The sequence below is a fragment of the Paenarthrobacter sp. NPDC058040 genome (assembly GCF_042885775.1).
In the GTDB taxonomy this organism is placed as follows: Bacteria; Actinomycetota; Actinomycetes; order Actinomycetales; family Micrococcaceae; genus Arthrobacter.
Genome location: NZ_JBHVRN010000008.1, coordinates 92,671 through 107,732 on the forward strand (window position 1 = coordinate 92,671; position 15,062 = coordinate 107,732).

Genomic DNA, 15,062 nt, shown 5'->3' on the forward strand with positions numbered 1-15,062 from the left:
AGTAGTAGGGTGTGGGCATGACGAAAGTCCATATCATCGGTGGCGGAATTGCCGGACTGGCGCTCGCGGGCAAGCTCGATCCCGGGCAGTTCGACGTCACAGTCTACGAACAGCGGCCGGAACTTCCTGCCGTTGGAACCACCCTCGCCATGTGGGCCGGAGCCCAGGCTGCGCTCGCCGGGTTGGGGCTGCTCGAGTCCTTGCAAAACCGGGGCTCCCGGTTGACCTCGGGCGCCCTCCGCGATCCCGCCGGGCGTGCCCTGTTGTCCATGGAAGGCGAGGGGCTGGTTGGCATATCGCGTCCGGCGCTGCTGCAACTGCTCGACTCCGCGGTTCCGCCTACGGTCCAGCGGCTAACGCAGAAGGTCGACCGGATTCCTCGAGGCGCCTCCGTGGTGGTTGGTGCCGACGGTGTCCACAGTGCCGTACGGCGGCAAGCCTGGGGGCCCGGCAAAGCGGCCAGGCCGACACCCGCCCTGGCGGTACGGGGAGTCGTCCCGGGCACGCCGGCGCCGGACGATGTGGGGGAGTACTGGGGGCGTGGAAACCTCTTTGGGCTCGCCCCGGCTGCGGGCGAAGGAACAAACTGGTACGCCTCTTTCCGCTCCAGCCTCGGCCCGTGGGAGGTGGACGTCGAGGAAGCCCTGGAGCAGACCCGCCGCCTCTACGCGGGACACTCGCCGGCTGTGCGGGAGGTCCTTGCCCGGGCCACGCCGGAAACCTCGCTGGCGCAACGGATCTGGACCGCTCCGCCGATGCGCACCTATACGCGCAGGGAGGTGGTGCTGCTGGGCGACGCGGCCCATGCCATGACGCCAAACCTTGGACGCGGAGCCTGCGAGGCGCTTGTTGATGCCGTCTCCCTGGGAGCCCTGCTGAACGAACGCCCCTGGGTGGACGCCCTCCGTGAATACAACCGGAAGCGCGTGATCCGCACGCAGCAATTGAAGGTTGCTTCCTCGCTCATGGGAAGGGTGGCGCTCGCCGGGGCCCTGCAACCGCTGCGCGACGCGTTGTTGACGCAGGCGGGCAAGGGGGCCTCCAAGCGGAAATCGGCGGCGAAAACTCCAGAGTAGGTTTTGCGGCCACGCAGCCGTAAACTTGGACTATTCGAACATATTTTCGAATGGGAAAAGCGGTACGAGGAGCGTGGAAATGGGGCTGTTCAGCGAGTCAGTCATCGTCACCTGCACAGAAACAGGACAACCCCAGCGCATCCAATGGCAAGGCCGGGACTACCACGTATGCGACGAACCCGTCCGGTGGTTCGAACGGCGCCAATGGTGGATCGAAGAAAGCCGCGCCCCCCTGGGCGCGGGAGCAGGGTTGGTCGACCACGAAATCTGGCGCGTCCAGCTCCAGGACCACTCCACCGGCCAGACAGGAAAAACCATCACACTGGACCTCGTCCGCCACGTAGGAAGCGGCCGATGGCGCCTGCTCCGCATCCACGACGCCGCACCAAGCCGGGCTGTCGAACCAGACGAAGCTGCCTGAACCTTGAGCTTCACGCACCTGCACGTCTCCACCGCCTTCAGCGCCCACTACGGCGTCTCCTGGCCGGACGAACTCGCACAAGCTGCCGCAGCAGACGGCGCCACGGCGCTCGCCTGCACGGACCGGGACGGACTATATGGAACCGTAAAACACCTCAAAGCCTGTATGGACGCCGGCATCGACCCCATCATCGGCGTGGACCTCGCCGTCTTCGATGACGACGGCGACCACCGCACCCAAGTCGCGGGCCGCGTCGTCGTCCTCGCCCACGGAAACAACAACGGGGCCGGTTACCGCGCCCTCTGCCGCCTCGTCTCCGACGCCCATGCCCGCACTTCGGGAAAGGCAGGAGGAACAGTCCCCGTAGCTGTGACCAGGGCTGAACTCGCCTCAAGGACACTCGATCCTGCAACCCTGAAACCGGTCCTTACCGTACTGATAGGACCAGGCTCCGACGTGGGCCGTGCCATGGGCGGAAGGAAATACCTCCGGCCAAGGACGCTCTTCAAGGAATGGATCGACGCCATGCCTGCCGGCACCATCGTGGCGGAGATCATCTCCCACCTCAGCCCACCCGGCGAGCCCCTCAGCACAGCCCACGCCATACGCATGCTCAAACTCGCCCTTGAATACAACGTCCCGGCAATCCTCAGCAACGCAGTCCGCTACTGCGCACAAGACGGCGCCGCCACCGCCGATGTCCTGGACTCCGCCAGGGCCTTGAAATCACTTCCCGAGCTCTCGGAAGCGCCGTTGCTGCAACCCACTGGGCAGGGTTGGCTCAAGAGCAAGGAACACATGCGCCAGCTCGGCAAGGAAATCATGGGCGCCGCGGGCCACAGTGCAGCCGAGCTCAACAAACTCCTGCACAACACCGAAGCGCTCGCCGACAAATGCCGCATGAACCCCGTGCTGGACATGGGATGGAAGAAACCCGTGGTGCCCGAAGCTTCCATCATCGGCATCACCCGGGACCCCATGGTGGAACTGACCCAACGCTGCGAAGCGGGAATCACCCGACGATTCCCGGGGATCCGTGGCAACGCCTTCGAAACCATGCGCTCGCGGTTGGACCATGAGCTGGAGATCATTGGCGGATTGGGCTTTGCTTCCTACTTCCTGACCGTGGCAGAGGTCTCAAAGATGATCCTTGAGATGGGGGTGCGTGCAGCTGCCCGCGGGTCGGGTGCCTCCAGCCTGGTCAACTACCTGATCGATATCAGCCAAGTGGACCCGCTCCGCCATGACCTCATCTTTGAGCGCTTCCTGTCAGGTCGCCGTTCCACGCTGCCGGATATCGACATCGATGTGGAAAGCGCTGAAAGGCACAACGTCTACCGGAGGATCTTTGACCGCTTCGGTGCCGAACGCGTGACCCTCATGAGCATGCAGAACGGATACCGTGCCCGGGGAGCTGTCCGCGATGCCGGTATGGCCCTGGGCATGGACGAAGGCGAGATCGGTGAAATCGCCAAGCAGCTGTGGCGGTTTTCTGCGCGGAAGTTCCGCGAAGCCCTCGTGGAGAAACCTGAACTCCGGGAGTTCGCCGAACGGGTTGAATCAGGGCGCGGAAGGGGGACAACCGAAGATAACCAGCAACTGGACTTGCTGGTGGACCTCACCGAGCGGTTGGACCGTTTGCCACGCCATATTTCCATGCATCCTTGCGGAGTGATCCTGGGTGATGCCACCCTCCTGGACCGGACACCTGTCCAGCCCAGTGGCCTGGGTTTGCCCATGAGCCAGTTCGACAAGCACGATATGGACCCCATGGGGATGCTCAAGCTCGATGTTCTTGGGGTCCGCATGCAAAGCGCCATGGCTTTTGCTGTCCGGGAAGTTATTCGGCTGCATCCCAGCAAGGCAGAGGTGGTGGAAGCGGGCCGCCATCCTGTTGGTCCAGGGGGAGAGGGGCCGGGCTACATTGACGCGGACGGCAGGATCGACCTCAACGCCGTGCCGTTCGACGATGGGCCCACCTACGAACTGATCCGCAGTACCCATACCCTGGGTTGCTTCCAGATCGAATCCCCAGGCCAGCGCGAGCTCATCGGCAAGATGGCGCCCCGCGAGTTCAACGACCTCATTATCGATATCTCCCTGTTCCGGCCCGGTCCCATGAAATCCGACATGGTCCGGCCCTTCCTGGAACACCGGCATGGTTTCGCGCCTGAGGTCTACCCCCATCCCGACCTGAAATCCGTGCTGCAGGAGACCCACGGTGTCACGGTCTTCCATGAGCAGATCCTGAAGACCTTTGACGTGATGACGGATTGCGGCCTGGCCCGGGCCGACGAATTCAGGCGGGCGCTGGGTGATGAAGTGCTTGAACCCGGCGTGGAGGCATACTTCCGCAAGCATGCCATCAAGAAGTATTCCCCGGAGGTGGTGGATAAAGTGTGGGGCACCCTGAAAGCCTTCGGCAGTTTCGGTTTCTGCAAGGCGCATGGTGCCGCTTTTGCCGTGCCCACCTACCAGTCGGCCTGGTTGAAGGCGCACCATCCCGAAGCCTTCCTGGCCGGGCTGTGGGAACACGATCCTGGAATGTATCCCAAGCGCCTGCTGGTTGCCGAGGCGCGCCGGTTGGGTATCCCCATCCTCCCGTTGGACATCAACCGAAGCCATGCTGAATACCGTGTTGAGCGGATCCAGGAAGGCGCGAACACAGGCAAGCTCGGCATCCGGCTCAGCCTGACCGGAATATATGGTTTGTCGGGGGCGGAACTTAAGAGGATCGTAGCCGGGCAGCCCTTCGATTCCCTTGCGGACCTCAGGGCGCGGGCCAGGGTCAGTAAGCCGAACATCAAGAGGCTTGCCCAGTTGGGTGCATTTGATCATCTCCATAAGGACTCGGGCAGCACGGCAAACCGCGCGGACCTGGTGCAGCACCTCCAAATGTTGCAGGCAACTCCCACCAGGAAAACAACGGATGTCATTGACGGCCAGTTGTCGCTGCCGATCGGAGATGTGGAATTGCGCAACCTTGTTCCGGAACTCCCGGAACCTTCCACCGTGGACAAGGTGCGCGCGGAACTGGACTTGATGGCAGTGGATGTCAGCGAGCACCTCATGGAAAGCCACCGGCCCTTGTTGGACAAGCTGGGGGTTACCACAGCGGACAAGCTCCTTGGCCTGCGCAATGGATCCGAAGTCCTCGTCGCCGGCGTGCGGGTTGCTACCCAAACCCCGCCCATGCGGGGTGGGCGGAGGGTGGTCTTCATCAGCATCGACGACGGCACCGGGTGCGTGGACAGCGTCTTCTTCCATGAAGCCCAGGAGGAATCGGGGCCGCTCTTGTTCGGTACCCGGCTCCTGCTGATCCGGGGAACAACGCGGAGGACCGGCCCCAAAGGCATCAGCCTGAGCGCCAGCAAGGCCTGGGACCTCAGCCGTCCCGAAACCTTGCCGTACCCCGAAATCCTGCCCTCCGGCGTCGTCATTCCGCCCGAATTGGTGCATGCGGGACCCTTGGAGGGCATTAGCCGGAACCTTGCCATTACTGGCTTGGGAAGCTGATCCGACAACGAATCCACCCCCGGCGCGCTGCTTTGGCCGCCCCCGTGCGTTGCGGATACGATTGACGGTGGCTGGCTGTGGTCCCCGTACGCCACAAGCTATGAAGCCTTCACTATGAATAGGAGACACCCGTGTCAGATGCCCAACAGATCACCCTCATCGTCGATGGCGAAGAGACCAAGGTGACGGAGGGGACTACCGGCGCGGAACTCTTCTTCGAGCGCCGCGATGTTGTTGTTGCCCGTGTTGACGGTGTGCTCAAGGACCTTGACCAGCCCCTCGCTGACGGTGCGAACGTCGAGGGCGTCACCATCGAATCGCCGGACGGGCTCAACGTCCTCCGCCACTCCACGGCACACGTCATGGCGCAGGCCGTGCAGCAGTTGCGCCCGGACGCCAAGCTTGGCATTGGTCCCTATATCACCGACGGTTTCTACTTCGACTTCGACGTTGCTGAGCCGTTTACTCCGGAAGACCTGCGCCAGCTGGAAAAGATGATGCAGAAGATCATCAACCAGAACCAGAAGTTCGTCCGCCGCGTCGTTACAGAAGAAGAAGCCCGCGAAGCCATGGCGAACGAGCCCTACAAGCTCGAACTGCTGGGGAAGAAGAATGACGCCGCAGACTCCGCCGAAGGAGTCAACGTTGAGGTCGGCGCCGGCGACATCACCATTTACGACAATGTTGACCGCAAGAGCGGCGACAGCGTTTGGTGCGACCTTTGCCGTGGCCCCCACCTGCCCAACACCAAGATCATCTCCAACGCTTTTGCTTTGACCCGCTCGTCCTCCGCTTACTGGCTGGGCAACCAGAACAACCAGCAGTTGCAGCGGATCTACGGAACGGCCTGGCCCACCAAGGAAGCCCTCAAGGCCTACCAGGAACGCATCGCCGAGGCCGAGCGCCGTGACCACCGCAAGCTTGGCGTTGAGTTGGACCTGTTCTCCTTCCCGGACGAACTGGGTTCCGGCCTTCCCGTGTTCCACCCCAAGGGCGGCATCATCCGCAAGGCCATGGAGGACTACTCCCGCCAGCGCCACGTCGACGCCGGCTACGAGTTCGTCTACACGCCGCACATCACCAAGGGTCATCTCTACGAGGTCTCCGGCCACCTTGACTGGTACAAGGACGGCATGTTCCCGGCAATGCAGATCGACGCCGAACTCAACGAGGACGGCAGCGTGCGCAAACCGGCCCAGGACTACTACCTGAAGCCGATGAACTGTCCCATGCACAACCTGATCTTCCGTTCGCGTGGACGCTCCTACCGCGAGTTGCCGCTCCGGCTGTTCGAATTCGGTTCGGTCTACCGCTACGAGAAGTCGGGTGTGGTCCACGGACTCACCCGCGTCCGGGGCATGACACAGGACGACGCGCACATCTACTGCACCCGCGAGCAGATGAAGGACGAGCTCACCACCACGCTGAACTTCGTCCTGGGCCTCCTCAAGGACTACGGCCTGGACGACTTCTACCTGGAACTCTCCACCAAGAACGAGGAAAAGTTCGTTGGGGACGACGCCACGTGGGAAGAGGCAACCCGGACCTTGGCCGAAGTGGCAGAGGCCTCGGGCCTGGAACTGGTTCCGGATCCGGGTGGAGCCGCCTTCTACGGTCCCAAGATTTCCGTGCAGGCCAAGGACGCCCTCGGCAGGACCTGGCAGATGTCCACCATCCAGTTGGACTTCAACCTGCCGGAACGCTTCGAGCTTGAGTACCAGGCAGCCGATGGCACCCGCCAGCGTCCCGTCATGATCCACCGCGCCCTCTTCGGCTCCGTGGAACGCTTCATGGGCGTGCTGACGGAGCACTACGCCGGCGCGTTCCCGGCATGGCTGGCTCCCGTCCAGGTGGTCGGAATTCCGGTGGCTGAGGCATTCAACGACTACATGTTCGACGTCGTGGACCAGCTGAAGGCGGCGGGCATCCGGGCTGAAGTGGACATTTCCTCTGACCGCTTCCCGAAGAAGATCCGCACTGCCAGCAAGGACAAGATTCCCTTCGTCCTGATCGCCGGCGGTGAGGACGCCGAAGCCGGTGCCGTGTCCTTCCGCTTCCGCGATGGCAGCCAGGACAACGGTGTTCCCGTGGCAGAAGCGGTCCGCAGGATCGTGGACGCCGTCAAGAACCGCGACAACTGACGGAACGGAAACTACGTTGCAGGAGAACACAGGCGCTGGAGCCGACTATCCGGGCGATGCCGAGGTAACCGACGACTTCGGTCTTGCCGGCGTCCCGGATGCCTTCCAGCGCCTGTGGACTCCGCACCGCATGGCCTACATCAAGGGCGGGCAGGATCAGTTCAAGAACAAGGACGACTGCCCGTTCTGCGTGGGGCCTTCACGCACCGACGAGGAATCGCTCATCGTCCACCGCGGCAGGACCTGCTACGTGGTGCTCAATCTGTTTCCGTACAACCCCGGCCATTTGCTGATCTGCCCTTATCGCCACGTACCGGATTACACCGACATCACCGTGGAAGAGACGGCGGAATTTGCAGACCTCACCCAGACAGCCATGCGTGTGCTGCGGAAGGTCTCCAACCCCAGCGGTTTCAACCTCGGCATGAACCAAGGTGTCACAGGCGGGGCAGGCATTGCGGCGCACCTGCACCAGCACGTGGTTCCGCGCTGGGGCGGGGACGGGAACTTCTTCCCGATCATCGCCCAGACCAAGGCCATCACCCAGACCCTGGACGAGGTCCGGAAGCTGGTGGCCGAAGCCTGGCCAGGGGAGTCGAATGCTTAACCGGCATGCTCGCGGCTTCTTCACTTCCCTCTTCACACCCCTTGCCCGCTGGCTCCTTAAGATGGGCGTTTCACCGGACGCTGTAACGATCGTTGGCACGGCCGGGGTCATCCTGGGTGGGCTGGTCCTCTATCCACTCGGGTACCTCTGGTGGGGTTCGGTGGTGGTGGCTGTCTTTGCCTTCTCGGACGTGGTGGACGGGATCATGGCCCGGCTCCAGGGACGAACCGGGGGATGGGGAAATTTTCTCGATTCCACCCTTGACCGACTGGCTGACGGGGCGATCTTCGCAGGTATCACCATCTGGTTCTTTACCAAGGGCGGCGACCCGGCCATCGCTGCCGCGGCGGTGGTCTGCCTGGTCCTTGGCATGGTGGTTTCCTACGCCCGGGCGAAGGCGGAATCCCTTGGTTACCACGCCAGCGTCGGCCTCGCCGAGCGCGCCGAGAGGCTGGCGTCGGTCCTCCTGGTGACAGGGCTGACCGGGCTGGGTTTGCCGCCGGTAGTGCTGTTCGCAACGCTCGTCCTGCTGGCCATCGCGAGCGTCATCACCATTGTCCAAAGAATGGCCACGGTCCATCGGCAAGCCTTGTCGGAGGCCAAGGGAACCGGCATCTGACCAGACTGCGTCTCCGGTAATTGTGCAGGTGTCCTGCCAGGGACCCCTAAATGGCGCTTCCGGTCAGTAATACAAGTACATCCACCCCATCCACTGCGACTAGTATTACTAGTACTTGGTCATCTTGACCCGAACTCCGGTGTGCGCTGAATGCGGTCCTGTGCTGTGCGTGCCGCCGGTCAAAAGGTCGTTTATCTACCCATAGGGGTTTTTGTGTCTACTCCAGATGTAAGCAACGAAGCCGGTTCGTCCGCGAACAGCGTCACGGGCAGCAGCCGCGTTAAGCGGGGCATGGCTGAGATGCTCAAGGGCGGCGTCATCATGGACGTCGTTAACGTCGAGCAGGCCCGCATCGCCGAAGATGCCGGTGCCGTGGCCGTGATGGCGCTTGAGCGTGTCCCGGCTGATATCCGCGCCCAGGGTGGCGTGTCCCGCATGTCCGATCCTGACATGATCGATCAGATCATCGCTGCCGTGTCCATCCCCGTGATGGCCAAGGCCCGGATCGGCCACTTCGTCGAAGCCCAGGTCCTGCAGTCCCTCGGTGTTGACTACATCGACGAGTCCGAGGTGCTGACCCCGGCGGACTACATCAACCACATCGACAAGTGGAACTTCACTGTTCCCTTCGTGTGTGGTGCCACCAACCTCGGTGAGGCCCTGCGCCGCATCAACGAAGGCGCGGCGATGATCCGTTCCAAGGGCGAAGCCGGTACCGGCGATGTCTCGAACGCGACCGGTCACATGCGCAAGATCCGTGCCGAGATCGCCAAGCTCTCGTCCCTGCCCGAGGACGAGCTCTACGTTGCGGCCAAGGAGCTGCAGGCCCCGTACGAGCTGGTGAAGGAAGTCGCCGCGACGGGCAAGCTCCCGGTGGTGCTGTTCACCGCTGGTGGCATCGCGACCCCGGCTGATGCTGCGATGATGATGCAGCTCGGCGCCGATGGCGTGTTCGTCGGCTCCGGCATCTTCAAGTCCGGCAACCCCGCCCAGCGCGCGGCCGCCGTCGTCAAGGCCACCACCTTCCACGACGATCCCGACGTGATCGCCAAGGTCTCCCGCGGCCTCGGCGAAGCCATGGTCGGCATCAACGTCGACGAAATCCCCGAGCCGCACCGCCTCGCAGAGCGCGGCTGGTAAACAGCAGCTCGACGACGCCGGATGACCGCCTCCCCGAGGTGACCGTCCGGCGTCGTTGTTTTAACCGAGGCCGCGCCGCTCCAGGAGCGGGTCAAGTTCCGCATCCCGGCCCCGGAAGGCGCGGAACGACTCCAAGGGGTCCCGGCTGTTGCCGCGGGACAGCAGCGCCGCCCGGAACATGTCTCCGTTCTTCCGGCTCAGGCCACCGTTCTCCTTGAACCACTCCACTGTGTCCGCATCCAGCACTTCGCTCCAGATGTATGAGTAGTAGCCGGCTGCGTAGCCCGCTCCGGCAAAGATGTGCTGGAAGTAGCCACTGCGGTACCTTGGCGGAATCAATGGATGGGCGACGCTGGCATCGGCCAGTGACTTTGCCTCGAAGTCGAGGACATCGCCGGGGATGTCCGTCGGGCCGAGGACATGCCATGCGAGGTCAAGCAACGCAGCTCCGAGGTATTCGGTCGTCGCGAAGCCTTCGCCCCAGAGCTGGGAATCCTTGAGTTTCCGGACGATCCCGGCCGGCAAAGGCTGACCGGTCAGATGGTGCCTGGCGTAATTGGCGAGAATCTCCGGCCACATGATCCACATCTCGTTGACCTGTGACGGGTACTCCACGAAGTCGCGGGGAACGGCGGTACCGGAAAACCGTGGATACCTCACGTTGGAGAAGAGCCCGTGCAGGGCGTGGCCAAACTCATGAAACACCGTCCGGACCTCGTCCAGGGAGAGGAGCGCCGGTTCGCCCGGAGCCGGCTTGGTGATGTTGAGGTTGTTGATGACTACCGCTTGCGTGTCCAGGAGGTGTGATTGCTCCACGAGTGAGTTCATCCACGCACCACCGCGCTTGGTTTCCCGGGTGAAGTAGTCGCCCACGAAAAGTCCAAGGGCGGTGCCATCCTCGTTGCGGACCTCCCAGATCCGGACATCCGGGTGGTATCCATGCAGCTCGGGGCGTTCGTGGAAAGTGATGCCGTAAAGGGCGGTCGCGGCGTGGAAGATGCCCTTGGCCAGCACCGATTCGAGTTCGAAGTAGGGGCGGAGCGCTTGCTCGTCCACTTGGTACTTTTCCTTGCGGACACGGGCGGAATAGAAGGCCCAGTCCCACGGCTCCAGTTCGTGCCCAGCCACCGCGGCGAGGGCATCTGCCTCCTCTTGGGCGTTCCGGACGGCCGCTGGCGCCAAGCGTCCCAGCATTGTCTGGACCGCCTCGAAGGACGGAGCTGTTTGCTGGTCCACCACCAGTTCGGCGTAGTTGGCAAAGCCCAAAAGGGCCGCTTTCTCAGCCCGCAAGCGGACTGTCTCCAGGATCAATCCGCGAACGTCCAGCGGGCCGCCGTCCGTACCTCGTGCGAGCGAAGCCTCGAAGAGCCTCTGCCGCACGTCGCGGTTCGCCAGGGACGCCAGGGCCGGTTGGTTGCTGGGCTGGATGAGCGTCAGGAGGTACTTGCCCTCGCGGCCGGCCGCCGTCGCCGCTTCGGCCGCACCGGCAATCTCCCCCTCCGCCAAACCCGCCAGGTCATCTACATCGTCAAGGAGAAGCGCGGCGGATTTCATGGCTTCCTTGACTCGTTGGCCAAACTCCGTGCCTACACGCGCCAGCCCGGCGTTGATGTTCCTGAGCCTCGCCTGGCTTGAATCGTCGAGTCGGATGCCCGATTGACGGAACTCCTTGAGGTATTCCTCCACCAGTCGGCTCGATTCCTCGTCCAGTCCGGAAACGTCGATTGCCTCGAATCGTTCATGGAGGCCCCGGTTGAGGTAGATGGCATCCTGGTGGGCAGAAAGTTTGGGGGAGAGGTCCGTTTCCAAGGCACGGATGGCATCACTGGCATCGGCAGAGACCAACGTAAAGAAGGAGGCTGTGGCCCTGTTCAGAAGGAGTCCGGAGCGTTCCATGGCAACGGCCGTATTAAGGAACGTCGCCGGCTCGGCGTTGTCCACGATTGCGGCAATTTCCTTGAGGTGCTCAGTGAGCCCTGCCTCGATGGCCTCCGCATAGTGGTGGACGGTGATGTCAGCAAACGGTGGCAGCCCGAAGGGAAGCGGGCTGGGTGCGAGGAGGGGATTGGGGCTGGTCATGAAGTGACTCTTTCACTTGAACTTCGTGTCCTCAAGGGCGCCGCGCCAGCTTGGTCGCACGTGCGGCCGTAGGATGGCCGGTATGGGGAAAGTCACATCGACCGCGCGCGCCTCCGTCCCACGCCTTGCTTGGCTGCTTGCCGCCGGCGCCTTGCTCGCGTCGCTCAACGGCTGCGGCGTCATCGCGGAGAACGACAACCGCAACTCCAGTACCTCGGCCCCGCCCCCGGTCACGTCCACGCCAACCCCAACACCCACGCCCGTCCCCACCCACGGAAAGGGTCCGGCCTGCCCTGCCTTGCGGTGTACGTCCGTCACCGTCACGGGCGACATGCTGGTCCACACCCAACTCTGGCAGCAGGCCCGCGCAGACGCGGCCGCCGCTGGGCAGGCCGGTTACACGTTTGTGCCGCTCCTTGAAGGTCAGCGAAAGTACGTCAACAGCGCAGACCTTGCCATCTGCCACCAGGAAACGCCGGTTGCCACCCCGGAAGGTCCGTTCTCGGCCTATCCCTCGTTCAACGTGCCACCCCAGATCGTCGCCGCGTCCAAGGACATCGGCTACCAGGCATGCACCACCGCGAGCAACCACACGATTGACCGCGGCACGGAAGGCCTGCTGCGGACCTTGGACGCCCTGGACGCAGCCGGACTGAAACACACCGGATCGTACCGAACGGAGGCGGCGTCCAAGGAGATCGTCATGCTCAAGACGCCGGCCGCGGCCATTGCTGTCATTGCCGGGACCTACGGGCACAACGGGCAGATTCCGGAGTACCCCTGGCTGGTGGACGAATTGGATCCCGCTGTCATGATCGCCAAAGCCACCCAGGCCCGTGCGCAGGGGGCGGACATTGTCCTGGGCGTCATGCACGCCGGCGACGAGTACGCCAGCGAGCCCAACGCGCAGCAGCAGGAGGTTGCCCACGCGCTGGTGGACAGTGGGCAGTTCACCATGATTTACGGACACCACACGCACTCCGTGTTGCCCATCGAAAACTACAAGGGCACGTGGATTGTGTACGGGCTCGGCAACGGTATTACGGAGTTGTCCCCGTGGTACGTGGTGAACAACGAAGGCCTGCTGGTCCGTGCCCAGTTCAGCCAGAATGATGCCGGCGCATGGTCCGTGTCCGACCTCGCCTGGGCACCGTCCGTGATTGTCCGTGACCCTTACCGTTGGTGCTCGGTGGCAAGCGACGCTCCCCAAGGTGTCTGCGCTTCGCCGGTGGCGGACGCGGAGACGCACCTGCGCACGCAAACCGTGGTGGAGTCGATGGGCGCGGCCACAGCGGGCGCACACGAACTCCTGATCACCAAGGAGAAGTAGCGCCCTACCGTGGCCGGCGGGCCGCGTGTTCGCGCGCGAGGCGCGCGTAATCGTCGTCGGGCCTTCCCTGAACAAAACTGCCGAACTTTCGTTCAGCCGCCGTCTTGATCAGGAAGTCGGCGATCGCCGGGTTCTTGGGCAGGAGCGAGCCGTGCAGGTAACTGGCCACGACGTTGCGGTAGCGGGCTCCCTCGTGGCCGTCCTTGCTGTTGTTGCCGGCGCCCTTGGTCACGGTGCCCAAGGGTTCGACGCCGGGGCCCAAGGTGGTCTGCCCGCTGTGGTTCTCGTACCCCAGGACTTCGCCGAATTGCTCCGACTTCAGGGCGACGTTGCCGATCAACCGCTCGTTGGTCCCGTGTGTTTCGACATCCAGGATGCCGATGCCTGGAATGACCGGCCCTGCGCTGGTCTTGAAGAACTTCCCGAACAATTGGTACAAGCCGCAGATCACCAGCATAGGCGCGCCGTCATCGGCCATTCCCCGCAGGAGGTCCGCCCGCGCCTGGAGGTCGTCCTGGATGACCACCTGACCGCTGTCCTGGCCACCGCCACCCACAATAATGTCGATGTCCGCCGGGAATTCATCGCCCACGTTGTACTCAAGCAGGACAGGTGTGTAACCGTGCCACTTGATGCGCTGCTGGAGCACCAGGGCATTGCCCCAGTCCCCGTAGATGTTCATTTCCTTGGGGTAAAGCTGCAGGACGCGCAGGGTTCCCTTGCTGGATTGCGCTTCCAGGGGCGTGCTGGTTTCCGAGGTCATGAGACCACCTCAACAATGGTGATTTTGGCCAGTTCGCGCCGGATGGCGAGCATGGCGGTATAGGTGCAGAAGATGCGCTTGGGCTTGCCGCGGGATCCGTCGATGAACCTCCGCAACGCGGCCGTGATGTCAGTTTCGACGGCGCCGAAACGCACCTCGTCGTACTGGAGGCGCAGCGCCATGTCGTAGGCGCGGACACCCGTCAGGACCTCCACGCCGTTCTCACGCAAGGACTCGAACTCCACATCCCAGAGCCAGGACATGTCCCTGCCGTCGGCGTAGTTGTCGTTGATGGCGATCATGGTGGCGTAACCGCCGGCCGGAAAGGATTTGAGTCCAAGGCGGAAACCGCTGGGGTTCTTGACGAGTACCAGTTCGAGCGGCTGGCCGTCCACCGTAAGGCTCTCACCGCGGCCGAAGGCTGGAGCCACTTCGCCGAGGGCCTTGACGAGCTTCGGCGTGTCTACTTCGCCCGTGCCCAGGATGGCGCGCGCCAGGGAAAGTGCGGCCGCGGCGTTGAAGATGTTGTAGACGCCGCGCAGCTTCATATGCGTGGTGACGGTCTCGCCGTCGAATTCAAAGTCAGCGTCGTCGGCACCTACCCGGCGGAGTACGACGTCGGCCGCCGGGGCGGCGGGAACGTCGCCTGCGGGTGACGTCCCCGGAGATGTGGTGCCCGTTGCGGTCCGCATGTCGTCATCGTTGGGGAAGGTGCTGCGGAGCGACTCGTCCAGGCCAAAGTAGCGGATGGCTGGGTGGAGGACGGCGTCGGGGCTGAGCAGGGTCGCGGCAATGCGGGCCACGCGCGGGTCTTCGCGGTTGAGCACCACACCATCGGTGGTTTTGACGGCGATGTGTTCCAACAGCCGGGCTGTCTTGTCGATCTCGCCGAAGCGGTCCAACTGGTCGCGCAGGACGTTGAGCAGGAGGCTGAAACGAGGGGACACCTTGTTCACGAAGTGCACGGCGTGTGCTTCGTCCAACTCGAGTACTGCAACGTCCGCGTCCAGGGTGCCGCGCCAATCCACTTCGCCCAGCAAGGAGGCGGCCACTCCGCGGGTAAAGTTGCTGCCCGTACGGTTGGTGAAGACCTTCAGGCCTTGGCTTTCCAGGAGTTCCACCACCATTTTGGTAGTGGTTGTCTTGCCGTTGGTCCCGCTGACCACAGCTACGCCGTGGGGCAGGGAAGCCAGGGTCCGTTGCATGAATCCGGGGTCGATTTTCTCTACGACCAGGCCGGGAAAAGCGGAGCCTCCGCCGCGGAGCCGGGATAGTCCACGGACCACTTTGCCGAGGGGGACGCTGAAGGAAAACATGCTCTGTAATATATCCCAGTTGGCGCATGGAGCCCGGTCCGGGCGTGGTCCCGG

Annotated in this window: 11 protein-coding genes; 8 read left to right on the forward strand and 3 right to left on the reverse strand. The window is 63.3% G+C overall.

The annotated features are described in order from the left end of the window. Window positions 1-17 precede the first annotated feature (17 nt). The 7 genes from ACFVSJ_RS12755 (at window position 18) to pdxS (ending at window position 9,520) form a co-directional block, all read left to right on the forward strand. Window positions 18-1,076: an FAD-dependent monooxygenase gene (locus ACFVSJ_RS12755; RefSeq protein ID WP_387437162.1), complete on the forward strand. Its 1,059-nt coding sequence runs from the start codon at window positions 18-20 to the stop codon at window positions 1,074-1,076. Between the two features lie 79 nt (window positions 1,077-1,155). After that, a complete protein-coding gene (locus tag ACFVSJ_RS12760) occupies window positions 1,156-1,497 on the forward strand; it encodes a DUF6504 family protein (protein WP_387437163.1) in 342 nt (113 codons plus the stop codon). A 3-nt stretch (window positions 1,498-1,500) separates the two neighbouring features. After that, window positions 1,501-5,013 (forward strand): DNA polymerase III subunit alpha, encoded by a 3,513-nt coding sequence (locus ACFVSJ_RS12765; RefSeq protein WP_387437164.1) that lies wholly within the window; start codon window positions 1,501-1,503, stop codon window positions 5,011-5,013. Between the two features lie 131 nt (window positions 5,014-5,144). Continuing rightward, window positions 5,145-7,154 carry a threonine--tRNA ligase gene (gene thrS / locus ACFVSJ_RS12770; protein WP_387437165.1) on the forward strand — a complete coding sequence of 670 codons (2,010 nt, stop codon included), beginning with the start codon at window positions 5,145-5,147 and terminating at the stop codon, window positions 7,152-7,154. Window positions 7,155-7,170: 16 nt separating this feature from the next. Next, the gene (locus ACFVSJ_RS12775) at window positions 7,171-7,761 is read left to right on the forward strand and encodes an HIT family protein (RefSeq protein ID WP_387437166.1); all 591 of its coding nucleotides are present in this window, start codon (window positions 7,171-7,173) and stop codon (window positions 7,759-7,761) included. Further along, the gene (gene pgsA / locus ACFVSJ_RS12780) at window positions 7,754-8,380 is read left to right on the forward strand and encodes a phosphatidylinositol phosphate synthase (RefSeq protein ID WP_387437167.1); all 627 of its coding nucleotides are present in this window, start codon (window positions 7,754-7,756) and stop codon (window positions 8,378-8,380) included. The genes ACFVSJ_RS12775 and pgsA overlap by 8 nt, the downstream gene beginning before the upstream one ends. Before the next feature lie 213 nt (window positions 8,381-8,593). Next, window positions 8,594-9,520, forward strand: coding sequence for a pyridoxal 5'-phosphate synthase lyase subunit PdxS (gene pdxS / locus ACFVSJ_RS12785; RefSeq protein ID WP_364157705.1), 927 nt, complete (start codon window positions 8,594-8,596; stop codon window positions 9,518-9,520). 60 nt (window positions 9,521-9,580) lie between these two features. On the opposite strand, the gene ACFVSJ_RS12790 is transcribed toward pdxS, so the two are convergent. Next, on the reverse strand, window positions 9,581-11,599 hold the full coding sequence (locus ACFVSJ_RS12790; RefSeq protein ID WP_387437168.1) for a M3 family metallopeptidase: 2,019 nt from the start codon (window positions 11,597-11,599) through the stop codon (window positions 9,581-9,583). Between the two features lie 73 nt (window positions 11,600-11,672). Between ACFVSJ_RS12790 and ACFVSJ_RS12795 the strand changes: the two genes are divergently transcribed. After that, window positions 11,673-12,929 carry a CapA family protein gene (locus ACFVSJ_RS12795; RefSeq protein WP_387437169.1) on the forward strand — a complete coding sequence of 419 codons (1,257 nt, stop codon included), beginning with the start codon at window positions 11,673-11,675 and terminating at the stop codon, window positions 12,927-12,929. Window positions 12,930-12,933: 4 nt separating this feature from the next. Here the strand turns inward: ACFVSJ_RS12795 and ACFVSJ_RS12800 are convergent, their stop codons facing one another. Both ACFVSJ_RS12800 and ACFVSJ_RS12805 read right to left on the reverse strand, forming a co-directional pair. Then, window positions 12,934-13,692, reverse strand: coding sequence for a type 1 glutamine amidotransferase (locus ACFVSJ_RS12800; RefSeq protein WP_387437170.1), 759 nt, complete (start codon window positions 13,690-13,692; stop codon window positions 12,934-12,936). Further along, window positions 13,689-15,008: a MurT ligase domain-containing protein gene (locus tag ACFVSJ_RS12805; protein WP_387437171.1), complete on the reverse strand. Its 1,320-nt coding sequence runs from the start codon at window positions 15,006-15,008 to the stop codon at window positions 13,689-13,691. Before ACFVSJ_RS12805 ends, ACFVSJ_RS12800 begins: the two co-directional genes overlap by 4 nt. Window positions 15,009-15,062 lie beyond the last annotated feature (54 nt).

Excerpts from the sequence above, each read along its gene's own strand:
- ACFVSJ_RS12755 (WP_387437162.1), top strand. The coding sequence starts at position 18 with ATGACGAAAGTCCATATCATCGGTGGCGGAATTGCCGGACTGGCGCTC.
- ACFVSJ_RS12760 (WP_387437163.1), top strand. The coding sequence starts at position 1,156 with ATGGGGCTGTTCAGCGAGTCAGTCATCGTCACCTGCACAGAAACAGGA.
- pgsA (WP_387437167.1), top strand. The coding sequence starts at position 7,754 with ATGCTTAACCGGCATGCTCGCGGCTTCTTCACTTCCCTCTTCACACCC.
- ACFVSJ_RS12790 (WP_387437168.1), bottom strand. The coding sequence starts at position 11,599 with ATGACCAGCCCCAATCCCCTCCTCGCACCCAGCCCGCTTCCCTTCGGG.
- ACFVSJ_RS12795 (WP_387437169.1), top strand. The coding sequence starts at position 11,673 with ATGGCCGGTATGGGGAAAGTCACATCGACCGCGCGCGCCTCCGTCCCA.
- ACFVSJ_RS12800 (WP_387437170.1), bottom strand. The coding sequence starts at position 13,692 with ATGACCTCGGAAACCAGCACGCCCCTGGAAGCGCAATCCAGCAAGGGA.
- ACFVSJ_RS12805 (WP_387437171.1), bottom strand. The coding sequence starts at position 15,008 with ATGTTTTCCTTCAGCGTCCCCCTCGGCAAAGTGGTCCGTGGACTATCC.